19 protein-coding genes are annotated in these 25,579 nt (G+C 72.0%); 13 read left to right on the top strand and 6 right to left on the bottom strand.

From position 1 onward, the window contains the following. Positions 1-168 precede the first annotated feature (168 nt). The 3 genes from ACIBK5_RS35035 (at position 169) to ACIBK5_RS35025 (ending at position 2,960) form a co-directional block, all read left to right on the top strand. A complete protein-coding gene (locus tag ACIBK5_RS35035) occupies positions 169-1,626 on the top strand; it encodes a catalase (protein WP_399026062.1) in 1,458 nt (485 codons plus the stop codon). A 324-nt stretch (positions 1,627-1,950) separates the two neighbouring features. Further along, the gene (locus ACIBK5_RS35030; protein ID WP_189721359.1) at positions 1,951-2,187 is read left to right on the top strand and encodes a hypothetical protein; all 237 of its coding nucleotides are present in this window, start codon (positions 1,951-1,953) and stop codon (positions 2,185-2,187) included. Between the two features lie 155 nt (positions 2,188-2,342). Continuing rightward, the gene (locus ACIBK5_RS35025) at positions 2,343-2,960 is read left to right on the top strand and encodes a TIGR04222 domain-containing membrane protein (protein ID WP_399026059.1); all 618 of its coding nucleotides are present in this window, start codon (positions 2,343-2,345) and stop codon (positions 2,958-2,960) included. A gap of 114 nt (positions 2,961-3,074) precedes the next feature. Here ACIBK5_RS35025 and gcl read toward each other — a convergent pair whose 3' ends face one another. Then, positions 3,075-4,859, bottom strand: coding sequence for a glyoxylate carboligase (gene gcl, locus ACIBK5_RS35020; protein WP_399026057.1), 1,785 nt, complete (start codon positions 4,857-4,859; stop codon positions 3,075-3,077). 208 nt (positions 4,860-5,067) lie between these two features. On the opposite strand from gcl, the gene ACIBK5_RS35015 reads away from it, so the two are divergent. After that, positions 5,068-5,871 (top strand): hypothetical protein, encoded by an 804-nt coding sequence (locus ACIBK5_RS35015; RefSeq protein ID WP_399026055.1) that lies wholly within the window; start codon positions 5,068-5,070, stop codon positions 5,869-5,871. Between the two features lie 197 nt (positions 5,872-6,068). Here the strand turns inward: ACIBK5_RS35015 and ACIBK5_RS35010 are convergent, their stop codons facing one another. Continuing rightward, entirely contained in the window at positions 6,069-7,289 is a 1,221-nt protein-coding gene (locus ACIBK5_RS35010; RefSeq protein WP_399026054.1) for an RNA-guided endonuclease InsQ/TnpB family protein, read from the bottom strand. 294 nt (positions 7,290-7,583) lie between these two features. Here ACIBK5_RS35010 and ACIBK5_RS35005 point away from each other — a divergent pair, with 294 nt between their 5' ends. Beyond that, complete coding sequence (locus ACIBK5_RS35005; RefSeq protein ID WP_399026260.1) at positions 7,584-8,090, top strand: GNAT family N-acetyltransferase; 507 nt, start codon at positions 7,584-7,586, stop codon at positions 8,088-8,090. Between the two features lie 7 nt (positions 8,091-8,097). Here the strand turns inward: ACIBK5_RS35005 and ACIBK5_RS35000 are convergent, their stop codons facing one another. Both ACIBK5_RS35000 and ACIBK5_RS34995 read right to left on the bottom strand, forming a co-directional pair. Next, complete coding sequence (locus ACIBK5_RS35000; protein ID WP_399026052.1) at positions 8,098-9,696, bottom strand: AMP-binding protein; 1,599 nt, start codon at positions 9,694-9,696, stop codon at positions 8,098-8,100. After that, positions 9,693-11,363: an AMP-binding protein gene (locus tag ACIBK5_RS34995; protein WP_399026050.1), complete on the bottom strand. Its 1,671-nt coding sequence runs from the start codon at positions 11,361-11,363 to the stop codon at positions 9,693-9,695. Before ACIBK5_RS34995 ends, ACIBK5_RS35000 begins: the two co-directional genes overlap by 4 nt. A gap of 125 nt (positions 11,364-11,488) precedes the next feature. Here ACIBK5_RS34995 and ACIBK5_RS34990 point away from each other — a divergent pair, with 125 nt between their 5' ends. From ACIBK5_RS34990 to ACIBK5_RS34980, 3 genes are all read left to right on the top strand, one after another. Next, positions 11,489-12,298: a LuxR C-terminal-related transcriptional regulator gene (locus ACIBK5_RS34990; protein ID WP_399026048.1), complete on the top strand. Its 810-nt coding sequence runs from the start codon at positions 11,489-11,491 to the stop codon at positions 12,296-12,298. A gap of 204 nt (positions 12,299-12,502) precedes the next feature. After that, entirely contained in the window at positions 12,503-15,355 is a 2,853-nt protein-coding gene (locus ACIBK5_RS34985) for an AAA family ATPase (protein WP_399026046.1), read from the top strand. Between the two features lie 207 nt (positions 15,356-15,562). Beyond that, the gene (locus ACIBK5_RS34980; RefSeq protein WP_399026044.1) at positions 15,563-16,354 is read left to right on the top strand and encodes a S1 family peptidase; all 792 of its coding nucleotides are present in this window, start codon (positions 15,563-15,565) and stop codon (positions 16,352-16,354) included. Positions 16,355-16,518: 164 nt separating this feature from the next. Here ACIBK5_RS34980 and ACIBK5_RS34975 read toward each other — a convergent pair whose 3' ends face one another. Next, complete coding sequence (locus ACIBK5_RS34975; RefSeq protein WP_399026042.1) at positions 16,519-17,616, bottom strand: winged helix DNA-binding domain-containing protein; 1,098 nt, start codon at positions 17,614-17,616, stop codon at positions 16,519-16,521. A 127-nt stretch (positions 17,617-17,743) separates the two neighbouring features. On the opposite strand from ACIBK5_RS34975, the gene ACIBK5_RS34970 reads away from it, so the two are divergent. Further along, positions 17,744-18,169: a DUF6003 family protein gene (locus ACIBK5_RS34970; protein ID WP_399026040.1), complete on the top strand. Its 426-nt coding sequence runs from the start codon at positions 17,744-17,746 to the stop codon at positions 18,167-18,169. Positions 18,170-18,191: 22 nt separating this feature from the next. Here the strand turns inward: ACIBK5_RS34970 and ACIBK5_RS34965 are convergent, their stop codons facing one another. Next, positions 18,192-19,154 carry a YihY/virulence factor BrkB family protein gene (locus tag ACIBK5_RS34965; protein ID WP_399026038.1) on the bottom strand — a complete coding sequence of 321 codons (963 nt, stop codon included), beginning with the start codon at positions 19,152-19,154 and terminating at the stop codon, positions 18,192-18,194. Positions 19,155-19,299: 145 nt separating this feature from the next. On the opposite strand from ACIBK5_RS34965, the gene ACIBK5_RS34960 reads away from it, so the two are divergent. The 4 genes from ACIBK5_RS34960 (at position 19,300) to meaB (ending at position 25,483) form a co-directional block, all read left to right on the top strand. Beyond that, on the top strand, positions 19,300-20,409 hold the full coding sequence (locus ACIBK5_RS34960) for an AI-2E family transporter (RefSeq protein ID WP_399026035.1): 1,110 nt from the start codon (positions 19,300-19,302) through the stop codon (positions 20,407-20,409). A gap of 102 nt (positions 20,410-20,511) precedes the next feature. Beyond that, positions 20,512-22,320, top strand: a complete 1,809-nt coding sequence (locus ACIBK5_RS34955) for a methylmalonyl-CoA mutase family protein (protein WP_399026033.1) — start codon at positions 20,512-20,514, stop codon at positions 22,318-22,320. Further along, entirely contained in the window at positions 22,320-24,494 is a 2,175-nt protein-coding gene (gene scpA, locus ACIBK5_RS34950) for a methylmalonyl-CoA mutase (RefSeq protein WP_399026031.1), read from the top strand. Before ACIBK5_RS34955 ends, scpA begins: the two co-directional genes overlap by 1 nt. Further along, positions 24,491-25,483 carry a methylmalonyl Co-A mutase-associated GTPase MeaB gene (meaB, locus tag ACIBK5_RS34945; protein ID WP_399026029.1) on the top strand — a complete coding sequence of 331 codons (993 nt, stop codon included), beginning with the start codon at positions 24,491-24,493 and terminating at the stop codon, positions 25,481-25,483. Before scpA ends, meaB begins: the two co-directional genes overlap by 4 nt. The last annotated feature ends 96 nt before the right edge of the window (positions 25,484-25,579 follow it).

Genomic DNA, 25,579 nt, shown 5'->3' with positions numbered 1-25,579 from the left:
CCCGGGCGGCGCCGCCGCTGACACCAGTCCTGTCGCGCCCAAAGCGGCGGCGCCGCCCGGTACCCCTACCCACCACTTCAACAAACTGTTGACGCCCACTTCGCCCCGACCCTAGGCTCCACGAAGCGGAAACATTTTTCCGCTGCCCTCTCGTATCGGAAGGTCACGATGTCGCAGCGCGTGCTCACCACCGAGTCCGGCGCCCCCGTCGCCGACAACCAGAACTCCGCCACCGCCGGCGCCGGCGGCCCTCTCCTGCTCCAGGACCAGCAGCTGCTGGAGAAGCTGGCGCGCTTCAACCGCGAGCGCATCCCGGAGCGCGTGGTGCACGCCCGCGGCTCGGGCGCCTACGGCCACTTCGAAGTGACCGACGACGTCACGGAGTTCACATACGCCGACTTCCTGAGCACCGTCGGCCGGCGCACCGAGGTGTTCCTGCGCTTCTCCACCGTGGCGGACTCGCTCGGCGGCGCGGACGCGGTGCGCGACCCTCGCGGCTTCGCGGTCAAGTTCTATACGGAGGAGGGCAATTACGACCTCGTCGGGAACAACACCCCGGTGTTCTTCATCAAGGACCCGATCAAGTTCCCGGACTTCATCCACTCGCAGAAGCGCGACCCGTTCACGGGACGTCAGGAGCCGGACAACGTCTGGGACTTCTGGGCGCACTCCCCCGAGGCGACGCACCAGGTGACCTGGCTGATGGGCGACCGCGGCATCCCGGCGTCATACCGGCACATGAACGGCTACGGCTCGCACACCTACCAGTGGACGAACAGCGCGGGCGAGGCCTTCTTCGTCAAGTACCACTTCAAGACCAACCAGGGCGTCCGCTCCCTCAGCGCCGAGCAGGCCGCGGAGACCGTCGGCAGGGACGCGAACTCCCACCAGACGGATCTGCTCCAGGCCATCGAACGGGGCGTGCGCCCGTCCTGGACCCTCTACGTCCAGCTCATGCCGGCGGCGAAGGCGGACGGCTACCGCTTCAACCCGTTCGACGTGACCAAGGTCTGGCCGCACCAGGACTACCCCCTGCGGCGCGTGGGCCGGCTGGTGCTGGACCGCAACCCGGACAACGTCTTCGCCGAGGTCGAGCAGGCCGCGTTCTCCCCGAACAACTTCGTGCCGGGCATCGGCCCCTCGCCCGACAAGATGCTCCAGGGCCGCCTCTTCGCCTACGCGGACGCCCACCGCTACCGTCTGGGCGTCAACCACACCCTGCTGGCCGTGAACGCCCCGAAGGCGACGACCGCGCGGAACTACGGCCGCGACGGCCTCATGGCGACCAACTCCCAGGGCCGCGGAGCGAAGAACTACGAGCCGAACTCGTACGACGGCCCGGCCGAGACCGGCCGCCCGCTGTCGGCCCCGCTGGCGGTCGGCGGCCACACGGGCACCCACGCGGCGCCCCCGCACACCAAGGACGACGACTTCTTCCAGGCCGGCGAGCTGTACCGGCTGATGTCCGCCGAGGAGAAGTCCCGGCTGATCGCGAACATCGCCGGCGGCCTCTCCCAGGTCTCCCGCGACGACGTGATCGAGAAGAACCTCGCGCACTTCCACGCCGCCGACCCCGAGTACGGGCGGCGCGTGGAGGAGGCGGTACGCGCCCTGCGCGAGGACTGAACTCCCTGACCGCGTCCGACCGCGCGGGGCGACCCGGATGAGGGGTGGTCGCCCCGGGCACGGACGCGGGCAGGGTGTGGACCGCGGCGGTTGCGAGCCAGTGCGGTGGTGAAGGACCGGGAGCGGGCTTCTCGACCCGAGGGAAGACCGTTCCGGGCCCCGTCGCACCGCCGCGGTCCCAGCACCACTCTCCGCACCTCTCTCCTCCCTCCCCTCACAGACCCCGTCCGGCGGCGCGAATGTCCTGTCGCGCCCAGCCTCGCGCCGTCGGGCGGCCAGCCCCCTCAGGGTGCGGAACAGGTGCGTCCGCAGGAGCCTGAAGGCATGGCACATCCCACCGAGCATCCGCATGTCGTGGTCCACTCCCCCGCCCTGGACGGATCCCGCCGGGTCACCCTGGGCGAGGAACCCCTGGGCGTCGCCACCCACGCCGACGACGTCGCCGAGATCCTGCGGCTGGCCGACCTGTACGTCACCGATGTCGCCGAGAGCGACCTCGTCGAGTGGCAGGGCGGCGGCCCGGACGACTGGCCGGGACTCTCGGAGCACCACGACGCGTGAACACGCCTACGGCACCGGTCGTAGGCCCCGTACGGAACCCTCAAATGAACCTCTCAACCCGGCCCCGGGGGCTTCAACCGCCCCCGGGGCCGGGCACATTCCCGGCAGGGGCCCGTCGTCACGGGGGCGGCGGACCCCGTCACGGGGGTGAGGTCATGAGCGACGGTACGGCGGTCGGGCTGGAGCCGCACGAGATCGCACTGCTGGGGGAAGGCCCGCGGGCCGCCGTCACCGTCGCCGTGGTCGACCTGTATCTGCGGGGCCTGGCGGAGGCCGACCGGCCGGGGACGATACGCAAGGGCGTCGCGGACGTGGTGTCCGCGGAGCGGCCGCCGTCCCCCTTGGCGCAGGCGGTGCACACGTCCCTGCGCGAGCCCGCCGGCCTGCGGACCCTGGTGAAGGACCCGGACATCCGGATCGCGCTGGCGCTGATGCGCATCCCCCTCGCGGGGGCGGGTCTGCTGCGCTACCCGCTGCTCGGCCCGACGCGCGCCGCCCGCCGCCATGTGCGGGAGCTGCGCCAGAGCCATCCGCTGCCCGCGAGCAGGCGCGGTCTGACCGACGACGAGCGGCTGCTGGCCGTCGCGCTGCACGGCGAGCCGGCCCTGCACCTGCTGGTGCCGCGCTTCGCCCTGCGGGCGGGGCTGGTCCGCCGGGCCGAGGTGGGCGGCAATGCCTTGCTCAAGAACTCGCCACGCGGCAGGGGCGGCAGTGGCGGGGGCTACCACTACTGCGGTGGGGGTGGCGGCGGATGCGGAGGGGGCGGGGGCTGACCCCATGCGCGATGCGTGAGGGACATGAGTGAGTGCCCTGCGTGAGTGTCATGCGTAAGGGGCGGCCCGTCCCCATGGACGGGCCGCCCCTCTGCTCGTACGGTCTCCCGCGCGTCAGACCTTCAGCGTCTTGATCGAGGTCGGCGCATGACCCGGCTCGGTCGCTATCTCCTCGAACTCCACCACGTTGCCTATGTCGTTGGTGGTCGACATGGAGATGTTGGTGACCCGCTCCAGGATCGCCTCGACGACGACCGGGACCCGGTGCTCCGCGGCGAGCTTCTTGGCCTGCTCGAGCGCGGCGCCCAGCTCGGCGGGGTCGGTGACGCGGATCGCCTTGCAGCCGAGGCCCTCGGCGACCCTGACGTGGTCGACGCCGTAGACGCCGAGCTCGGGCGCGTTGATGTTCTCAAACTCCAGGTTGACCTGGAAGTCGATGTCGAACGCCCGCTGCGCCTGCCGGATCAGCCCCAGGTAGGAGTTGTTGACGAGGACATGGACGTACGGGATCTTGTGCTGCGCGCCGACGGCCAGTTCCTCCAGCATGAACTGGAAGTCGTAGTCGCCGGAGAGCGCCACGACGGAGGCCTCCGGGTCGGCCTTGGCGACGCCGAGCGCGGCCGGGACGGTCCAGCCGAGCGGGCCGGCCTGGCCGCAGTTGATCCAGTGCCGGGGCCGGTAGACGTGCAGCATCTGGGCGCCGGCGATCTGCGAGAGGCCGATGGTGGAGACATAGCGGGTCTCCGGGCCGAAGGCCTTGTTCATCTCCTCGTAGACGCGCTGCGGCTTGATCGGGATGTCGTCGAAGTGCGTACGGCGCTGGAGCGTGGCCTTCCTCTCCTGCGCGGCGGCGGCCCACTCGGTGCGGTCGGGCAGCCTGCCCGCCGCCTTCAGCTCCCGTGCCACCTCGACGAACAGCTCCAGCGCGGCCTTGGCGTCGGAGGCGATGCCGTAGTCCGGGGCGAAGATCTTGCCGATCTGGGTGGGCTCGATGTCGACGTGGACGAACTTCCGCCCGGCCGTGTAGACGTCGAGTTTGCCGGTGTGGCGGTTGGCCCAGCGGTTGCCGATGCCGAGGACGAAGTCGGACTCCAGGAAGGTCGCGTTGCCGTAGCGGTGCGAGGTCTGGAGGCCGACCATGCCGGCGTTCAGCTCGTGGTCGTCGGGGAGGACGCCCCAGCCCATCAGGGTCGGGACGACCGGGGTGCCGGTCAGCTCGGCGAATTCGACGAGCAGTTCCGCGGCGTCGGCGTTGATGATCCCGCCGCCGGCGACGATCAGCGGCCGCTCGGACTCGTTGAGGAGCGTGATCGCCTTCTCGACCTGGGCCCGGGTCGCCGCCGGCTTGTAGACCGGGAGCGGCTCGTACGTCTCCGGGTCGAACTCGATCTCCGTGAGCTGGACATCGATCGGCAGGTCGATGAGGACCGGCCCCGGGCGGCTGGAGCGCATCAGATGGAAGGCCTGCTGGAAGACGCCGGGGACCTGCGCCGCCTCCAGGACGGTCACGGCCATCTTCGTGACCGGCTTGGCGATCGAGGCGATGTCGACGGCCTGGAAGTCCTCCTTGTGGATCACGGCGGTCGGGGCCTGGCCGGTGATGCACAGGATCGGGATGGAGTCACCGGTCGCCGAGTACAGGCCCGTGATCATGTCGGTGCCGGCCGGGCCGGAGGTGCCGATGCAGACGCCGATGTTGCCCGACCGGGTGCGGGTGTAGCCCTCGGCCATGTGCGAGGCGCCCTCGACGTGCCGGGCGAGGGTGTGGGCGATGCCGCCGGAGGCCTTGAGCGCCGCGTAGAAGGGGTTGATCGCCGCGCCCGGGACACCGAACGCGTCGGTCACGCCCTCGCGCTTGAGGATCTCAACTGCCGCTCGGGCAGCGGTCATTCGAGCCATCGAGTACTCCTGCTTCGGCTGTCGGATTCGCACTCCCGTCGCGCCCCGCGGTGAGCTCTTCCGTATTGTGGAAAACTTCTTCTACGATCTGGAATTAATGTAAGTGGGGTGGATGAAGGCCGTCAAGAGATGGCAAGGGGCGGACAGGCAGGGGCCCGGAGGAGCACGATGGATCCGCTGTCCCGACGCGAGCCGGTTCTGGAGTGACATGGCCGAGACCGTCCCGGTGCGCTGCCCGGCCTGCCACCGCGAGCACCGCTACACGGCTCCGGTGTATCCCTGCGTGTGCGGCGCGCCGGTCGGCCCGCCCCTGGACCGCGACCGTGCGGCGACGCCCGTCTCGCACCGCGTCTGGCAGGACGACTGGGTGACCGTGCGCTGCGCGTCCTGCGGCCGGAGCGGGGAGTGGCCGCGTCCGGAGCTGGGGTGCGCGTGCGGGACGGTGCTGAGGGTGCCGGTTGCGGAGGGGCGGGGGCCGGTTGCGGAGGGGCGGGGGCCGGTTGCGGAGGGGCGGGGGCCGGCCGCCCCGGACCGCGGGACGGACCAGGAGGCCGATGCCGCCCGCGCGGCCACGCCGGGTACACCCGGTGCCGCAGCCGTCGGCGCCGCTGCCGCCAGGCCGCCCTTCCGGTCCGTCACCATCCGTACCGCGCGCGACGCCGTCACGGCCGCCGCGCTGTATCTGCGCTGGCTCGGCTACCGGGACGTACGCCGGGCCGACCAGCGCCCTCCGTCGGGCATCGGCCTCGCGGCCCGCGGCGTCCTCGCGCAGGTCGACCCGGCCGTGCGCCCCGCGACGCTGCGGGACGTGGAGTGCCTGTGGCTGACGGCCATGACGGAGTCCGCCGACTGCCTCTACTTCTCCCTCACCGGCTACGCGGACGACGCCCGGGCCCGCGCCGACGCCCTGGCCGTCCCCCTGTTCGTCCTCGACCTCACCGGCACACCGCGCCCGGTGAACGCCCCGGCCGACGCGCTGGCCACCGGCGGCACCGGGGACCGGGCACCCTGACCGCTCCGGGGCCGGTCAGTCGCCGCACGGCTTGGCGAACTCTTCAATCAGTCCGTGACGCAGTTGATCGTCAAACCCGCCTTGAGCGCGTCGCCGACCGCCGGCGCGAGCCGTGCACCGTCGGCCAGCGGCTGGGCGGGACCCAACGTTGATACCGGTTTGAATCCTCCCCTCCCTGAAAGGAGGGAATTCCTGGCTCAGACTGCCTCCTGGAGCAGCGCTCCAGGAGGTCTTGCGCCCTCGGCACCAGCCGGGTTGAGACCAGCCCGGTAGAGCATCACGCGTGCGGAGTTCTTGTCCCGTGGGGACACTTCTCCGCATGCGGTGCAGGTGTAAGTGCGCTCACCCAGCGGCAGTGCATGCTTGGCTCTCGTCATGCAGTTGGCGCAGTCCATCGTGGTGTGCGCGGGGTGGACCAGGAGGATGTCCCGCCCGTGCTTGCGGCCCATCTCGAGCAGAGCGTCCTTGGTGGCGCCGATGGCGGCGTCCGCGGCCTTGCGGGCCATCGTGCTCATGGCCAGGAACCTCGGACGGAAGTTCTCCACAGCGATAGCGTCGTGATCGCGGACCACCTTCTTGGCCCACTTGCGGCCGGTGTCCGCACGCTGCCGGGCGACCGTCTTGTAGGCCTTCGCCCGCAGCTTCTTCGCCTCGCGGTAGCCCTTCGATGCCGGTTGTCCCTTCTTCGGCCTGCGGCGGGCCATCATCCGGTCGTACCGCGTCAGCTTCTTCTGGGCCTTCCTGCCGTGCTGAGCGTGGGGCAGGTCGTGTGCGTCGGATGTGGTGGTCGCGGTCTGCTTCACACCCCAGTCGACACCAAGTACGCGACCGGTTTGAGGCAGCGGCTGTACCTCGGCGGGCACGACGAAGGAGCAGTACCAGTGCCCCAGACTGTCCTGGTACACGCGCACCGAGGACGGCTCAGTCGGCAGTTCACGCGACCACACCACCGCCACGGCGATGCCGCCCGCAAGGTGCAGCCGACCGTCCTTCAGGCGGAACCCGCGCTTGGTGTAGTTCAGGGTCGGCAGCGCCTCGCGTTTGGTCTTCCACTTGGGCATCCCGGCCCAGCGTGCCATGGGCAGTCGCTCTTTGATGTCCTTGAGCGCCTTGGCGCGGGAGCGGCCGAAGTCGCGGATGACCTGCTGTTGGACAACCGACGAACCCTCACGCAGCCACGGCGTACGGGCGCGGGCTTCGGTCAGCATCCTGTCGAGCTGAGCCGGGCCGCACGTCTGTTTCTCCCCGGTCGCCTTGTTGTGCAGGTGTATGGCCTTGGACTTGGCGACGCATTCGTTCCACACCCACCGGCACCGGTCCCACTCCGCCGCCAGCGCTTTGCGGGCGGCGGAAGACACACGCAGCTGGTAGGTGTACCGGGCATGCCCGGCCTCCGCAGCCGCCCCCACGTACGCCATCTCGCCCCCTCGCGGCTCCGGCCGGAACATGGCCTCCCGAACCGTCCAAAGGACCATACGTACGACCACCGCACGCCCGTACCCCTAACCCTCAGCCGCCACCCCGACCAGCGACAACAGGCACACGCGTTCGCATCACTTTGAAGGCGCGCGACAACGGCATGAGTGCTCCGTAGCCTGAACGGGAAGCGGAGCCGCTCCGCGTCGCAACGCCTGGATGCGATTCCTCCAGGCATGAACGCCGGGGCATCCTCGCAAGAAACTGGTGACCGAATGACATCGAGGCGCGCCGGTATCCGCGTCCGCCCCGCGACCGCCGCCGAACTCCCCTCCCTCCAGGACATCGAACGCGCCGCCGGCGCCCCCTTCCGCGACGTCGGCATGCCGGAGATCGCCGACGACGAGCCGCCCGGGCTCGACGTACTGGAGGGCTACCGCCGGGCCGGCCGCTGCTGGGTCGCGGTGGACGAACGGGACCAGCCGGTGGCGTATCTGCTCGCCGAGCCCGTGGAGGGCGCGCTGCACATCGAGCAGGTCTCGGTCCACCCGCGGGCCGGGCGCCGCGGCGTGGGCCGGGCCCTCCTGGCCCACGCCGCCGCCCACGCCCGCGAGGAGGGCCTGACCGCCCTGACCCTGACCACCTTCACGGACGTCCCGTGGAACGCCCCCTACTACGCCCGCCTCGGCTTCCACACCCTGCCAGAGCCCGACCTCACCCCCGGCCTGCGCGCCATCCGCGCGACGGAGGCCGAACACGGCCTGGACCGCTGGCCACGGGTGTGTATGCGCGCACCGCTGTGACCTACCCCTACCCCTGCCCCTCCGAGAACCTCTCCCGCAGTTCCACCTTGCGCACCTTCCCGGACACCGTCATCGGGAAGGAGTCGAGGACCTGAATCCTGCTCGGGATCTTGTAGTGCGCCAACTGCCCCTCGCAGAAGGCCCGTACGTCCTCCAGGGTCGGCGGGGCTTCCGGGTCGCGGGGGATGACGCAGGCCAGGACCTCCTCGCCGTAGTGGTCGTGCGGGACGCCCACGACCTGGACGTCCTGGATGCCGGGGTGGGCGTAGAGGAACTCCTCGATCTCGCGGGGGTAGATGTTCTCCCCGCCCCGGATGATCATGTCCTTGATGCGGCCGACGATCTCGACGTAGCCGTCCTCGCGCATCACGGCGAGGTCGCCGGTGTGCATCCAGCGGCCGGCGTCGATGGCCTCGGCGGTCTTCTCCGGCTCGTTCCAGTAGCCGAGCATCACGCTGTAGCCGCGCGTGCACAGTTCGCCCGCGGTGCCCCGGGGCCGCGTGACACCCGTCGCGGGATCGACGATCTTGACCTCGATGTGCGGCAGGACCCGGCCCACGGTGCCCGTGCGGTGCTCCAGGTCGTCGTCCCTGCGGGTCTGGAGGGACACCGGGGAGGTCTCCGTCATGCCGTAGCAGATGGAGACCTCCGCCATGTGCATCTCGGCGACCACCCGCTTCATCACCTCGACCGGGCAGGGCGAACCCGCCATGATGCCGGTGCGCAGGGAGGAGAGGTCGTACGCCGCGAAGCCGGGGAGGTTGAGCTCCGCGATGAACATGGTGGGGACGCCGTAGAGCGAGGTGCAGCGCTCCTGCTGGACCGCGTCCAGGGTGGCCTTCGGGTCGAAGGACGGGGCGGGGATGACGATGCAGGCGCCGTGCGAGGTGGCGGCCAGATTGCCCATCACCATGCCGAAGCAGTGGTAGAAGGGCACAGGCACGCACACCCGGTCCTGCTCGCTGTAGGCGATCGACTCGCCCACGAAGTAACCGTTGTTGAGGATGTTGTGGTGCGAGAGGGTCGCACCCTTGGGGAAGCCCGTCGTGCCCGACGTGTACTGGATGTTGATCGGGTCGTCGCAGGACAGCTCCGGGTACCGGGCCCGGGCGTCGGGGGTGGCCCGTCCCAGCAGCGCCTCCCAGCTCGGGTCGCCGAAGTACACGACCTCGCGCAGCTCGGCGCACCTGCCCCGCACTTGCCCGACCATCGCCCGGTAGTTGCTCGCCTTGTGGCCGACGGAGGCGAACAGCAGGGACACCCCGGCCTGGTTGAGGACGTACTCGACCTCGTGGGTGCGGTAGGCGGGGTTGATGTTGACCATGATCGCGCCGATGCGGGCGGTGGCGTACTGGACGAGCACCCACTCGGGGCAGTTGACCGCCCAGATGCCCACCCGGTCGCCCTTGGCGACACCGGACGCCTGCAGGGCCGACGCCAGCTCGTCCACCGAGGCGCCGAACCGCGCGTACGTCCAGCGCCGCCCGGACGGGACGTCGACCAGCGCCTCGCGCTCCGGCCAGGCGGCCACCGCCCGGTCCAGATTGGCGCCGATCGTGTCGCCGAGCAGGGCCGTCCCGCCGGTTCCATGGCTGTACGAATTCACCGGAAGTCCTCCTCGCGGTACTCGGCGTCCGAGCCGGCCGCCGTGGCCTCGCGCAGTTCGATGCGGCGGATCTTGCCGGAGACCGTCTTGGGCAGGTCGCCGAACTCCAGGCGGCGGACGCGCTTGTAGGGGGCCAGGGCCTGACGGGAGTGCTCGAACAGCACCTTCGCGGTGTCGGGGCCGGGCTCCCAGCCGTCCGCCAGCACGATGTACGCCTTCGGCACGGCGAGGCGCAGCTCGTCCGGGGCGGGTACGACCGCCGCCTCCGCCACCGCCTCGTGCTCCAGCAGCGCGCTCTCCAGCTCGAAGGGCGAGATCTTGTAGTCACTGGCCTTGAAGACGTCGTCCGCGCGGCCGACATAGGTGATGTAGCCGTCCTCGTCGCGGGCTCCGATGTCGCCGGTGCGGTAGTAGCCGCCGGCCATCGACTCCGCTGTGCGGTCGGCGTCGCCGTGGTACCCCGTCATCAGGCCGACGGGTCGGTCGGAGAGATCGAGGGCGATCTCCCCTTCGCTCGCGCCCGGCGCGCCGGAGACGGGGTCCAGCAGTTCGACGCGGTAGCCGGGGCTCGGCCGGCCCATCGAGCCCGTCTTGAGCGGCTGGCCGGGGCTGTTGGCGACCTGTACGGCCGTCTCGGTCTGGCCGAAGCCGTCCCGGACGGTGACGCCCCAGGACCGGCGGACCTGCTCGATGACCTCGGGGTTGAGCGGCTCGCCGGCGGCGACGACCTCGCGCGGGCGGGTGCGCAGCTGCGTCAGGTCGGCCTGGATGAGCATGCGCCAGACCGTCGGAGGGGCGCAGAAGGTGGTGACGCCGGCCCGGTCCATCTCGGCCATGAGACGGGCCGCGTCGAAGCGCGTGTAGTTGTACAGGAAGACGGTCGCCTCGGCGTTCCAGGGGGCGAAGAGGTTGGACCAGGCGTGCTTGGCCCAGCCCGGCGAGGAGATGTTGAGATGCACGTCGCCCGGCTTCAGGCCGATCCAGTACATGGTCGACAGATGCCCGACCGGGTACGACGTGTGGGTGTGCTCGACGAGTTTGGGCCGGGCGGTGGTGCCCGAGGTGAAGTAGAGCATCAGCGGGTCGTCGGACCGGGTCGGGGCGTCGGGGGTGAAGTCGGCGGGAGCCTCGTAGGCGTCGTCCAGCGACAGCCAGCCCCCGGGGGCGGCACCGGCCGCGATGCGCGTGTAGGTGCCGGGGACCTCGGCGAACTTGCCGGTGTCCTCGGGACGCGCGATGACGTGCCGGACCCGGCCGCGGTCGACCCGGTCGCGCAGGTCCGCGGGGCCGAGCAGCGGGGTGGCCGGGATGACCACCGCCCGCAGCTTCATCGCGGCGAGCGCGGTGATCCACAGTTCGGCCTGGTTGCCGAGCATGACGAGGATCCGGTCCTCGGCGCGCACGCCCCGGGCGCGCAGCCAGTTGGCGAACCGCGCCGAGCGTTCGGACATCTCACCGAAGGACAGCCGGGTCTCGCGGCCGTCCTCCTCGACGATGTGCAGGGCGGTGCGGGCGTTGCCGTGAGCGATCTCGTCGAACCAGTCGAGCGCCCAGTTGAAGTACTCGGGACGGGGCCAGCGAAAGCCGTCGCAGGCCGTGGCGTAGTCCTCGCGGTGTTCCAGCAGGAAGTCCCGCGCCCCGCGGAACATCTCCGTCGCCGATGTCATCTGTCCTCCTGAGTACCGGACCATTGCCGGGCGGCTCCGAACCATCGTGTAATCCGTGATGCAGGACTCACTACCCCCGAACGGGGGGTGCGCCCGCACAGGAGCCGTAGTGAAGGGGCGAACAGGTGACAGCAGAAGCGTCCGACGCCGTCGAGATACGGAACGCACTGCTGCGTCTGCGGCGCGCCACCGGCCTCCCGATCGCCTTCGGCGGGCTGATGGAGGCCGGGCAGCGGATACGCATCAGCGAACTGAGCGGCACGGCGACGGACGCCCTGCGGTCGTTCGTGGTGACGTCCGGGAACGGGCTGGGCGGCAAGACGGTGGTCCTCGCCCGGCCGTGCGTGGTCACGGACTACTCGGCGTCACGGCAGATCAGTCACGAGTACGACGCCCCGGTGGCCGTGGAGGGGCTGCGCTCGGTGCTGGCCGTGCCGGTGGTCGTACGGCACGGGGTGCGCGGGGTGCTGTACGGGGCGCTGCGGACGGCCCTGCCGATGGGCGGGCGGATGCTGGACGCGGCCGTGGAGGCGGCGCGGGACGTGGAGCGGGCCCTGGTCGTGCGGGACGAGGCGCGGACGCTCGCCGCCGGGGGCGGGGCGGGCGCGGGGTGGGAGCAGGTGCGGGAGGCACACGCGGCGCTGCGGGCGCTGGCTCCGAAGATCGCGGACCCGGAGCTGCGGGACGAGCTGCTGGGGGCGTGTGCGCTGCTGACGGCCGGGGCCGCCGCGCCGGCCCGGGTCCGGCTGGCGCCGCGCGAGGTGGACGTGCTGGCGTGTGTCGCCGCCGGGGCGACCAACGCGGTCGCCGCCGAGCGGCTGGGGGTGACGTCCGAGACCGTCAAGGGATATCTGCGGTCGGCCATGCGGAAACTGCGGTCCCGGACCCGGGGCGAGGCCGTGGTCGCCGCGCGTCGGGCGGGATGGTTGCCGTAGGTTTGTGATGTTTTCTGTCGCGCCGGTCTGTTCGATATGCCGAAACGCTCCCGACGAGGCGTCGACGTCGCCTTCGGTCGCATTCGGGAGCCCAATGAATTCACCCGCCGGCGTCGGTTGTTATTTCCCTCACCACGCCGTCCGTCCGAAATTCAAAGAGCTGTTGCCTAATATTGGCCAGGACACGACACACGGAGGGGAGCGGTGACCGTGCCACGGGACTTCCAGGAGCCTCCCAGGAGCCGCCCCGACCTGGTCATCGGCCGGGAGGACCTGTTCACAGCGGCGCGTGAACAGCTGGGCCGAGGCGGAAGTGTGCTGCTCCACGGCCCCGCGGGAATAGGAAAGTCGACGATCCTGCGGGCGCTGGCGGCGGATTACGGCGGCTCGGCCCGGACCGTGTTGCGCTGCTCGGCCACCGAGTCCGAATCCCACCTGCCCTTCCTGGCGCTGGCCGACCTGTTCGGCCTGGTCCTGGACGAGGTCTCGGGACAGCTGCCCGCCGCCCAGCGCACCGCCCTGGAGTCGGCGCTCACCGGCCGCGGCGAGTCCACCCTCCAGCGCGACGGGCTCGCGCTGCGTCTCGCCGTGCTGTCGGCGCTGCGCGCCCTCGCCGCCGGGGGACCGGTGCTGGTCGTCGCCGACGATCTCCAGTGGCTGGACGCCGCCAGCGCCGAACTGCTCGGCTTCGCCGCCCGCCGGCTGGGCGACACGCCCGTGCAGATGCTGTGCGCGGTGCGGACCGAGGGCCAGGAGTACGACCGCCATCTACGCGCGTCCCCGCCCGACACGCTCGCCGTCCGGCTGGGCCCGCTGTCCCGTACGCAGGTCTCGGCGCTGCTCGACCACCGCGGCTACACCCCGCTGTCCCGCTCCACGATCCGCGACATCCACCGCACCAGCGCCGGCAACCCGCTCTTCGCACTGGAACTGGGCCGCGCCCTGGCCGAGAGCCCCACCCGGCCCCGGCCCGGTGAGCCGCTGCCCGTGCCCACCTCGCTGCGGGCCCTGGTGCTGAGCCGGCTGGAGATGCTGTCGGACGAGGCGCGCCGCACCCTCCTGGTGGCCAGCGCCGGTGCCCGCCCCACGCTTGCGCTGCTGCACGCGGCGGGCCGGGAGCACGCCGAGGCGGAGACGGCCCAGGCGGCGGCGCTCGGGCTGCTGGCGACGGAAGCGGAGGGTCCCGCCGTACGGTTCGCGCATCCGCTGATCTCGGCCGCGCTGTACGCGGAGGCTCCGGCGCAGGAGCGGCGGGCCGTGCACGCGGCGCTGTCCACGGCGGCCTCCGACCCGATCGAGCGGGCCCGGCATCTGGCCCTGGCGACCACCGGCACCGACCCGGAGGTGGCGGCCCGGCTCGCCGAGGCCGCCGCGCTGGCCCTGGACCGCGGGGCACCGTCCGTGGCCGCCTCGCTCGGGCTGCTCGCGGCCCGGCACACCCCGGCGGACAGCGTCCCGGGCCCGGACGAGCGGCGGCTGCAGGCCGCGGAGGACGCGATCACCGCCGGCGAGGCCGATCTCGCCAGGGACATCGCCCGCGACGTACTGACGCGTGCCACCGTGCCCGCCGAGCGCGTACGGGCCTGGATGGTGGTCATCGAGGCGGCCGGGCAGGCGCTCGGCGAGGTCGACGCGGTCTTCCCTCAGGTCCTGGCCGACGCGGGCGACGATCCGGGGCTGCTCGCCCTGGTCCACTACCAGCTGGCCTGGCGCGGTCTGGTCGTGGAGGGCGACTTCGCCGAGGCCCGGCAGGAGGCCGAGCACGCGGCGGAGCTGGCCGCCCGGGGCGGGGACCGGCGCACCGAGCTGATGGCGCTGTCCTTCCAGGCCTCCACCGAGACCCTGATGGGCCATCCGGGCGCGCCCGCGACCGTCAAACGGGCGCTGCGGGAACCCCAGGACCCGTATGTGGCCTGCCATCACAACGGCGCCGGTTCGGCCCGCTTCCGCTGGCTGATCATGAGCGACCGGCTGCCGGAGGCGCGGGCGGTGATCACCGCGCTGCTGCGCGAGGTGCGGCGGCGCGGCATGGTCGAGAGCGAGGTGCACTTCCTGCGCTTCCTCGCGGACACGGAGCTGCGCACCGGGCACTGCGGCCGGGCCCTGGACCTGGCCCGCGAGAGCCTGCGCCTCGCCCGGGACGCCGGGATCGGCGAGGGCGCCTCGGCGATGCTCGCCTCCCTCGCGGAGGCCTCCGCCGGGGACGTGGACCGGGCGCTGGCGCTCGCGCGCGAGGCGGCCGACCACGCCGAGGTCGACGGCGACCAGATGTATCTCTCCCGGGCTCTGGCGGCCCTGGGCTACGCCCAGTTGGTGGCCGGGGACCCGGCGGCCGCGGTGCGTTCGCTGCGCCGGGTGCGGGAGCTGGAGCACGGCCTCGGCATCAACGACCCGGCGCGCGGACGCTGGCACGGCGACCTCGCCGAGGCACTGGTCCGCATCGGCGAGCCCGGCGAGGCCCAGGACCTCATCGACACGACCCGGGCGCACGCGCTGCGGCTGGGCCGGGAGAGCGTGCTGGCCGTGCTGGACCGGGCCGAGGCGCTGGTGCGGGCGGCACGCGGCGAACACGAGGCCGCGCTGGTCCGGTTGGCGTCCGTGCGCGACCGGCTCGGCAGGCTGGGCTACGGCCTGGAGGAGGCGCGGGCCGCCTTCGCGCTGGCCCGGCTGCGCGACCGGGCCTCCGCACCGCCCCGCACCGGCGGCACTCCCCTGCCGGGGCCGGCGTCGTACGACGAGGCGGCCCGGCTGTTCCGGCGCTGCCGGGCACTGCCCTGGCTGCGGCAGGTCGACGCGGCCGTCGCGGGCGGGTCCACGGCGGTGGAGCCCGCCTCCGTGGCGCCGCCCGTGGCGCTGGACGCGCTGGAGGGCCTGGCCTCGATGGAGCGTCAGGTCGCCTCGCTCGTGATGGAGGGCGCGACCAACCGGGAGATCGCGGCCCGTCTGTTCATCAGTGTCAAGACCGTCGAGGCGACACTGACCCGGGTCTACCGGAAGTTGGGGATCCGTTCGCGGGTGGACATCGTCCGGCTGGCCGCGGGCCGTCGTACCAACTGAGCCCCACCTGGGTTTACTTGACCCGACCGAGGGTTTTCCCTGCCCAACTCCCTTAGGGGGTTCCCTCATTGGGAGCCCCCTCGTCCGGGCTCTAACTTTGGGACGTGCCGCTCGCCGGGCACACGGAGATCCGAACAACGGCGTCAGGGTCCCCGTGCTTCACCACCACCCGCGCGACCCCCCACCGGCAACTCCCCAAGGAGACCCATGTTCGGGCTCAACGCCGCCAAGAAGGCCGCCGCGGTAGCCGCCGCGACCGCTGCCGCCGCCACGACCGCGCTGCTCGCCGCCCCCACGGCCGTCGCCGCGCCCCAGCCGATCGTCGGCGGTACCACGACCACGACGACCGCGTACCCGTTCGTCATGCAGATCACGGACGCCTCGCAGAACCAGTTCTGCGGCGGCACGCTGGTCTCGCCCACCAAGGTCGTCACCGCCGCGCACTGCATGGTCGGTGAGTCCGCCGGCAGCGTGCGGGTGGTCGGTGGCCGCACCTACCTCAACGGCACCAACGGCACGGTGAGCAAGGTCAGCAAGATCTGGATCCACCCGAGCTACACCGACGCCACCAACGGCGACGACGTGGCCGTGCTGACGCTGTCGACGTCGATGCCGTACACCACGGCGAAGTACGTCTCCTCCTCCCAGACCTCGGTGTACGCGGCCGGCGCCACCGCCCGCATCCTCGGCTGGGGCACCACCTCCGCGGGCGGCAGCTCCTCCAACCAGCTGCGCACCGCGACCGTACCGACCGTGTCCGACTCCAGCTGTGCGAGCTCCTACGGCTCGGACTTCGTGCAGAGCGACATGGTGTGCGCCGGGAAGACCTCCGGCGGCGTGGACACCTGCCAGGGCGACAGCGGCGGTCCCCTGCTCATCGGGGGCGTCCTGGCAGGCATCACTTCCTGGGGCGAGGGCTGCGCCCAGGCCGGTTACCCCGGTGTCTACACCCGGCTGACCACCTTCTCCAACCTGGTCACGACGCAGGTCAACTCGTGACCGACCGATAGCTCCTGAGTACCCCTCAGGTGAAAGACCAGGGGGGGGGGGGGGGGGGGGGGGGGGCGGGGGGCGCCCCCCCCCCCCCCCCCCCCCCCCCCCCCCCCCCCCCCTCTCCATGCCGTCAGCCCCGTACGGGCACCGAAGCGGATGTCGTACGGCCGTCAGCCCCGTACGGCACCGAAGCGGATGTCGTACGACGACCCCGGGTGCAGCACGCGCAGCATCCGCTCGCCCTCGGTGGTGACCTCGTCCCGCCGGGTCCTGGTGAGCCGGTCGAAGGGCTCGATCACCAGGGCCTGGTCCTCCAGTCGCCACAGGCCCGCGAGGAAGCCGTCGACCAGGAGCGTGGAGTAGGCGATGTTGCCCTGCCAGGAGCGGCCCCGGTGCTCCCGGGGGACGACGCGGGTGCGGTCGGCGTGGGAGAGGAGCAGGTTGTCGAACTCGGGCAGGAAGCGCGGCGGGGCCGGGGTGTCCGGGTCGGGGCGGGGGGCGTCCGGGAGGTCGAAGAGCTCGACGCCGCTCTCGTCCCGGAAGGTGACGAGTCGCGGGCGGAGCCGTTCGAAGGCGTCCCGCAGACGGGTCAGTCCGGCCCAGGTCTGCATGTCCTTCACGGAGGCCGGGCCGAAGGCGGCGAGGTAGCGCAGGACGACCGCTTCGGGAGCGGGGGCGGGTTCGGCGGGGCGGCCGAGCCACTGTTCGGCGGTGGTGAGACTGACCTGCCCGCTGCGGCCCCACAGACCGCGCGGGGTCACCTGCACGAGCGGCAGCCGGCACCGGGCGGCGACCGCGAGGGCCTGGGGGTCGGCGTCGGGCCACTCCTGGAGCAGGGCCTCGCGCAACTGCTTCATCGTGCGGGGCTCGGCCTCGACGAGGTCCCGGGCGAGAGTCGCGAGCCGGTCCAGGTCGACACCGGCGAGTCCCTTGCGGAATTGGACCAGCTCCCGGTCCCGGGCGGGCTGCACCAGCGGCCTCAGGGTGAGGCAGTCGTCCGCGGTGTGGGTGTGGATGGTGGAGCGCATCGTGACGATACGCACGACCTCGCGGTCGGCCATCAGCGTCGACAGCGCCTCGGGTGCGAAGCCGTCCAGACGTGCGGCGAGCGCGTAGTACGGAGGCTTGACGTTCTGCGCCTGGAGACCGACCAGATGCCCGACGGCCGCGGCGGCGGACATCCGGGCGGGGCGCAGCAGCAGTTGCCGGTCGAGGGTGGCGCGGTTGAGGGCACGGGTACCGAGGACGCTCCGCTGGGTGTTCGCCATGAGGGGCACGGTAGCCGGGGTTGCGGACAGGTTCTGTCCGCGAGGGCCGTGAGTCCCGGAGCCGGCGGTAATTCGGGCGCGGCGGGGTAAGGGGAGTCGATCAGCCCCCGTCGAGAAGGAGCCGAGGATGACCGACGACGCCTACCTGTTCCTGCTTGACGACCCGTCGGCGTCGCTCGGCGTGGCCCCCGCTGCCGTCGGCGACCTCGCCTGCATGGAGACCCCCGCGGTACGCGCGTGGCTGGACGCGCAGGGCAGCACGCCGGCCTCCCCACAGCTGCGGCTGCTGCCGCCGGAGGAGACGGCGGCCATCCCCGAGGAAGCGGAGCGGCTCCCCGTCCCACTGGGCGAGGAGGAACTGATCCGGGTCCGCCATCTGAACGCACCCCAGTCACTCGCCCGGGTCGAGGAGGAACTCCTCGCCTTCCGCGACTGCGCGGACGGCCGCGACGGCCTCATCGCCCGGGCACTGGCCGCCGGGGTGACACCGCACCGCGTCGTCGAACTGACCGGGGTGGATCCCGCGACGGTGACCGCGGCGGCGGGCCGCTGACGACGCGGCGGCCCCGGGGTCGTCACGCGCCCGGTCCGGGGTCCGGCCGGACGGCTGACGTGATGCCGGCGCGGGCCGCTTCCAGCTGGGCGGCGAAGGCGATGCCGAGGAAGAGCGCGACGGCGGTGAGGTTGGCCCACAGCAGCAGGGCGATGAAGGCGGTGAGCGGCCCGTACACGGCGCCGAAGGCACCGCTCTCCTCGACGTACAGCGCGAGCAGCCAGGTGGCCGACACCCACAGCAGGAGGTGCACGGCCGAGCCGAAGGCCAGCCAGGTGTAGCCGGGTTGGACGCGGCGGGGCGACCAGCGGAAGATCACGGCGGAGGCCACCCAGGCCAGGGCGAGCCCCACGGGGATGTCGAGCACACCCCACCACTGCGGCCCGCTGCCCCGGCCCGCGGACTTCGCCACCGCGTCGCCCACGGCCTCACCGGCGACCAGGACGACGAACCCCAGCACCAGGGGCAGACCGGCGGCGAGCGCGAGCACGATCCCCCGCGCGTACTTGCGCGGGAAGGGACGGTCGCGCTCGATGCCGTAGATACGGTTGGCGCCGCGCTCGATCTGGCCCATGGCCGAGGCGAGGTTCAGCAGCGCGAATCCCAGGCCGAGCCACAGGGCGAGCGTGCTCCAGGCGTCGCCGTGAGCGGTGCGCCGCGTCCCCTCGAAGGCCTCCTCGACGATCTCGGCGCTCGCCCCCGGCACGATCCGGCCGAGCGTGAGTTCGATGATCCGGCCCGCGCCCTCGGTGTGCACCGACGTGGCCAGCCCGACGAGCGCCACGGTGCACGGAACCAGTCCGAGCACCACCTGGAAGGCGAGGGCCCGCGCGTTGCTGAAGCCGTCCGCGTAGCGGAACCGTGTGAAGGAGTCGGTCAGCAGCCGCACTCCCCCGTAGTGGCGCAGGGCGGTGAACGCCTCGTCTCCGGAGAGCTCGTCTCCGATCATGTCCCGGGTCTGGGGGACGTGGACGGCGGTACCCATGGCGTGGACACTCCTTGTCGGACGGCTGGTCCTTGTCCGGTTTCCCCGTCCTTTTCCCCCGACGCCGCGCCCACCGGTACCGGCCTTCGGGGGAATTCGGGGGACGCACCGCGGTCCGGCGGGCGGTGGGTGGTACGGGCATGAGATGGCCGCGTCTGTCGAACCGCCCGCCTCGCCGCCCGGACGGCCGGGCGGTGGGGAGCCGCGCGTGCCGGACTGGCTGCGGACGGCGGCGGCGTACGCCTGGCGGATCATCGCCGTCGGTATCGTCGTCCGCTTCGCCTTCTCCGTGCTCGGGCAGTTCCACCGGATCGCCGTCGCCGTCTTCCTCGGTCTCGTCATCGCCGCCGTGCTCCGCCCCGCGGCCGGTCTGCTGGCGCGGTTCATGCCGAGGCCGCTCGCGGTCGCGGTGGCGATCGTGGGCGGCATCGTCCTCGTCCTCGGGGCGCTGGCCCTGGTGGGCGAGACCGTGGCGGACCAGCGCAGCGGACTGGAGCGGGAGTTCGTGGCGGGGATCGACCGGATCGAACGCCAGTTGGAGGAGCCGCCCTTCCGGCTGCCCGCGGACGCCTTCGCCGATCTCCAGTCCCGGATCGGCGAGCTGCTGTCGAGCCATCGCTCCACCCTCATCAGTACGGCGCTCAGCGGCGCGAGCCGGCTGCTGGAGGTGCTGACCGTGCTGGCGCTGGCCCTGTTCTGCGCGGTCTTCTTCACGCACTCGGGCGAGCGGCAGTGGCGGTGGCTGTGCGATCAACTCCCCGACGGGGCGCGGCGGCAGGTCACGGTCGCGGGCCGGGCCGCCTGGCGGACCTTCACCGGCTACACGCACGGCATCCTGCTGGTGGCGGCGACCAACGCGGTCCTCGTGGGCATCGCCCTGTTCGCTCTCGGGGTGCCGCTCGCCGTGCCGCTGGCGCTGCTGGAGTTCGTGGCCGCCTTCATCCCCCTGATCGGCTCGCCGATCGCCCTGGCGGTCGCGGCCGTCGTCGCGCTGGCGACCAAGGGGCCGCTCATCGCCCTGGTGGTGGTGGCCCTGATCGTGATCATCGGACAGATCGAGGGCCATCTCCTGCACCCCATCGTGATGAGCTGGGCCGTCCGGCTGCACCCGGTGGTGGTGGCCCTGGCGGTCGTCGGCGGTGCCGTGGCGGCGGGGGTGATCGGGGCCGTGGTGGCCGTACCGCTGGTGGCCGTGGTGTGGTCCGTGTACCAGGCGCTGCGGGGGTCCGGGGACCAGGTCACGAAGCAGGTCTGATCGCCGTCCGGGTCATGGAGACCGAGGCCACAGTCTGGGAGAGGGCAAGGTCACAGCCGTGCCCACTGCTGCTCCTTCGTTAACGTGGCCTAACATCCGAGCATGACGGTCCTGCCTGACGACGGGCTTGAGCTGGCCGGCGAGTTCCCTGATGTGCCCCATGAGCAGTGGCAGCGCCTTGTGGCGGGTGTGCTGCGCAAGTCGGGCAAGGACGTCGAGGGAGCCGAGGCCGAGGAAGCCCTGTCCACCGCCCTGGAGGACGGGTTGCGCACCCGGCCCCTCTACACCGCGCGCGACGACGCCCCGGAGCCTGGTTTCCCCGGGTTCGCGCCCTTTGTGCGCGGCGGCCGCGCCGAGGGGAACACGGTCGGCGGCTGGGACGTACGGCAGCGGCACACGGTGGCCGACAACGCCACGGTGCTGGCGGACCTGGAGAACGGCGTCACCTCCCTCTGGCTGACCGCGGGCGAGGACGGCATCGCGGTGCCGTCCCTCGGCACGGTCCTCGACGGCGTCTATCTCGACCTGGCACCCGTCGTCCTCGACGCGGGGCGCGAGACCGAGTCCGCCGCGCGGGAACTGCTGCGGCTGTACGAGGAGCGGGGCGTCGCCCGGGACGTGGCGCGCGGCAACCTGGGCGCGGACCCGCTCGGCCACGAGGCCCGTACCGGACAGGGCTACGACGTCGCGCCGGTGGCGGAGCTCGCGCGACTGTGCGGCGAGGAGTACCCGGGGCTGCGGGCGCTGACCGTGGACGCGCTGCCGTACCACGAGGCCGGCGGTTCGGCCGCCCAGGAGCTGGGCTGCTCGCTGGCCACGGCGGTGGCGTATCTGCGGGAGCTGACCGAGGCCGGGCTGAGCGTCGAACAGGCCTGCGCGCAACTGGAGTTCCGGTACACGGCGACCGCCGACCAGTTCCTGACGATCGCCAAGCTGCGGGCCGCGCGCCGACTGTGGGCCAGGGTCGCCGAGGCCTGCGGAGCCCCGCGCGCGGGCGCCCAGCTCCAGCACGTCGTGACGTCGCCGGTGATGATGACGCGCCGCGACCCGTGGGTGAACATGCTGCGCACCACCATCGCGACGCTGGCCGCCGGGGCGGGCGGGGCCGACGCGGTCACCGTGCTGCCCTTCGACCACGCGCTCGGTCTGCCCGACGCGTTCGCCCGCCGTATCGCCCGCAACACCTCCACCATCCTCATCGAGGAGTCGCATCTGTCCCGGGTGATCGACCCGGCGGGTGGCTCCTGGTACGTGGAGCGGCTCACCGACGAACTCGCCCAGGCGGGCTGGGAGTTCTTCCGGAAGATCGAACGGCTCGGCGGCCAGGCGGCCGCCCTGCGCTCGGGCGACCTCGGCCGCGACCTCGCCGACACGTGGGCGGCCCGCAGCGGCAAGCTCGCCAAGCGGCGCGAACCCGTCACCGGCGTCAGCGAGTTCCCCCACCTCGACGAGAAGCCGGTCGTCCGCGAGCCGGCTCCCGAGCCGCGCTCCGGCGGACTGCCGCGGGTGCGCCGCGACGAGGCCTACGAGGCACTGCGCGCCCGCTCCGACGCCCACCTCGCGGCGACCGGCTCCCGGCCCCGGATCTTCCTGGCCGCGCTCGGCCCGGCCGCGGCCCACACCGCACGCCTGACCTTCGCCTCGAACCTCTTCCAGGCGGGCGGCATCGAGCCCGTCTCGGAGGGCACCTTCGAGGAGAGCGGCGCGAGCGAGGCCGTGCTGTGCTCCAGTGACGCCCTGTACGAGGAGCGGGCGGAGGCGGTGGCCGGGCAGCTCAAGGCCGCCGGGGCCGCACAGGTGTTCCTCGCCGGGCGGCCGGGGAACCACCCCGGTGTCGACTCGTACGTCTTCGCGGGCTGTGACGCCGTCGCCGTGCTGTCCGCCACCCTCGACCGCATGGGAGTGTCCTGATGGGAATCCCCGACTTCTCCGGGATCGAGCTGGGCAGCCCGGCCCCCGACGGCGGCCCCGACGAGTGGCGTACGGCCGTCAAGAACGCGTCCGGCGGGGACGACCTGCTCTGGGAGACCCCGGAGGGCATCGCGGTCAAGCCGCTGTACACCGGCCGTGACCTGGAGGGCCTGGACTTCCTGGACACCCGCCCGGGCCAGGCGCCGTATCTGCGCGGCCCGTACCCGACGATGTACGTCAACCAGCCCTGGACGATCCGCCAGTACGCCGGTTTCTCCACGGCCCAGGAGTCGAACGCCTTCTACCGGCGCAACCTCGCGGCCGGGCAGAAGGGCCTGTCGATCGCCTTCGACCTGCCCACCCACCGGGGTTACGACAGCGACCATCCGCGTGTGACCGGTGACGTCGGCATGGCGGGCGTGGCCATCGACTCCATCTACGACATGCGGCAGCTCTTCGACGGCATCCCGCTGGACAGGATGACCGTGTCGATGACGATGAACGGCGCCGTGCTGCCGGTGCTGGCGCTGTACATCGTGGCGGCCGAGGAGCAGGGCGTGCCGCCCGAGAAGCTGGCCGGGACCATCCAGAACGACATCCTCAAGGAGTTCATGGTCCGCAACACCTACATCTATCCGCCGTCGCCGTCGATGCGGATCATCTCCGACATCTTCGCGTACACCTCGCAGCGGATGCCCCGCTACAACTCCATCTCCATCTCCGGCTACCACATCCAGGAGGCGGGTGCGACGGCCGACCTGGAGCTGGCGTACACGCTCGCGGACGGTGTGGAGTACATCCGGGCGGGCCGTGAAGCCGGCCTGGACGTGGACGCGTTCGCGCCCCGGCTGTCGTTCTTCTGGGCGATCGGCATGAACTTCTTCATGGAGGTCGCCAAGCTGCGCGCGGCGCGCCTGCTGTGGGCGAAGCTCGTGCGGCAGTTCGACCCGCAGAACGCCAAGTCCCTTTCCCTGCGCACCCATTCACAGACCTCGGGCTGGTCGCTGACCGCGCAGGACGTGTTCAACAACGTGACGCGCACCTGCGTCGAGGCCATGGCGGCCACCCAGGGGCACACGCAGTCGCTGCACACCAACGCCCTCGACGAGGCGCTGGCCCTGCCCACCGACTTCTCCGCGCGCATCGCCCGCAACACTCAGCTCCTGCTCCAGCAGGAGTCCGGCACGACCCGCGTGATCGACCCGTGGGGCGGCAGCGCCTACGTGGAGAAGCTGACGTACGACCTCGCGCGGCGCGCCTGGCAGCACATCCAGGAGGTGGAGGCCGCGGGCGGCATGGCCAAGGCCATCGACGCGGGCATTCCCAAGCTGCGCATCGAGGAGGCCGCGGCCCGCACCCAGGCCCGGATCGACTCCGGGCGCCAGCCGGTCATCGGCGTCAACAAGTACCGGGTCGACAGCGACGAGCAGATCGAGGTGCTCAAGGTCGACAACTCCTCGGTGCGGGCCCAGCAGGTCGAGAAGCTGCGGCGGCTGCGCGAGGAGCGGGACGAGACCGCCTGCCGGGACGCGCTGGACGCGCTGACCCGGGCCGCCGGGGGCGAGGGCAACCTGCTGGAGCTGGCGGTGAACGCCGCCCGCGCCAAGGCCACCGTCGGGGAGATCTCCGACGCCCTGGAGAAGGTGTACGGGCGGCACGCGAGCCAGATCCGTACCATCACCGGCGTGTACCGCAACGAAGCCGGAGAGTCCCCGTCCGTGGACCGCACCCGCACCCTCGTGTCCGACTTCGAGGAGGCCGAGGGCCGCCGTCCGCGCATCCTGGTCGCCAAGATGGGCCAGGACGGCCACGACCGCGGCCAGAAGGTGATCGCGACCGCCTTCGCCGACCTCGGCTTCGACGTGGACGTCGGCCCGCTGTTCCAGACCCCCGCCGAGGTGGCCCGGCAGGCCGTCGAGGCGGATGTGCACATCGTCGGGGTCTCGTCGCTCGCGGCCGGCCACCTCACGCTCGTCCCGGCGCTGCGCGAGGCGCTGGCCGAGGAGGGGCGCGAGGACATCATGGTCGTGGTCGGCGGGGTGATCCCACCGCAGGACGTGCCCACGCTGCTGGAGATGGGCGCGGCGGCCGTCTTCCCGCCCGGGACGGTGATCCCGGACGCGGCGTACGACCTGGTGAAGGGGTTGGCGACCGACCTCGGGCACGAGCTGTGATCGATGTCGACGCGTACGCGAAGGGCGTACTCGACGGGAAGCGGGCGATCATCGCCCGCGCCATCACGCTCGTCGAGTCGACCCGGCCCCAGCACCGGGCGCTGGCCCAGGAGTTGCTGACCGAGCTGCTGCCGCACAGCGGGCGGGCCCGGCGGATCGGCGTCAGCGGGGTGCCCGGCGTGGGCAAGTCGACGTTCATCGACGCGTTCGGGACGCTGCTGACGTCGCTCGGACACCGGGTGGCGGTCCTCGCGGTGGACCCCTCCTCCAGCCGTACCGGCGGCTCGATCCTGGGCGACAAGACCCGGATGGAACGCCTGGCCGTGGATCCGGCGGCGTTCGTCCGCCCCTCCCCCACGGCGGGCACGCTGGGCGGAGTGGCGAAGGCGACCCGTGAGTCGATCGTGGTGATGGAGGCGGCCGGCTACGACGTGATCCTGGTGGAGACGGTCGGCGTCGGCCAGTCCGAGACCGCCGTCGCGAACATGGTCGACACCTTTCTGCTCCTCACCCTCGCCCGCACCGGCGATCAGCTCCAGGGCATCAAGAAGGGCGTCCTTGAGCTGGCCGACGTGATCGCCGTCAACAAGGCGGACGGCCCGCACGAGCGCGACGCCCGCGCCGCCGCACGTGAGCTGGCGGGCGCGCTGCGCCTGATGCACGGCAAGGACGCGGCCTGGACCCCGCCGGTGCTGAGCTGCAGCGCCCGCGAGTCGGCCGGTCTGGACACCGTGTGGGAGCGCCTCGAACAGCACCGCACCCTGCTGGACTCCACCGGCCGCCTCACCGCCAAGCGCCGTGACCAGCAGGTCGACTGGACCTGGACCATGGTCCGCGACGAACTCCTCGGCCGTCTGAAGGCCGACCCGGCGGTACGGGCGCTGGCGCCCGCCCTCGAACAGCGGGTCAGGGACGGCGAGTTGACGCCGGCCCTGGCCGCCGAGCGGATCCTCGGGGCGCTCGGGGGCTCCGAGCAGGACCTCTCCTGAACTGATTCCGAGCTGATTCCGGCCGGATCGGGGCCTGCACCGGACCCCCCGGCCGGAATCCATACACGCTACTTGCATGATTATGCGTGATGATAC

The organism is Streptomyces sp. NPDC050546 (assembly GCF_044457425.1).
Taxonomy (GTDB): domain Bacteria; phylum Actinomycetota; class Actinomycetes; order Streptomycetales; family Streptomycetaceae; genus Streptomyces.
This window is presented reverse-complemented; position numbering and strand designations above follow the sequence as displayed.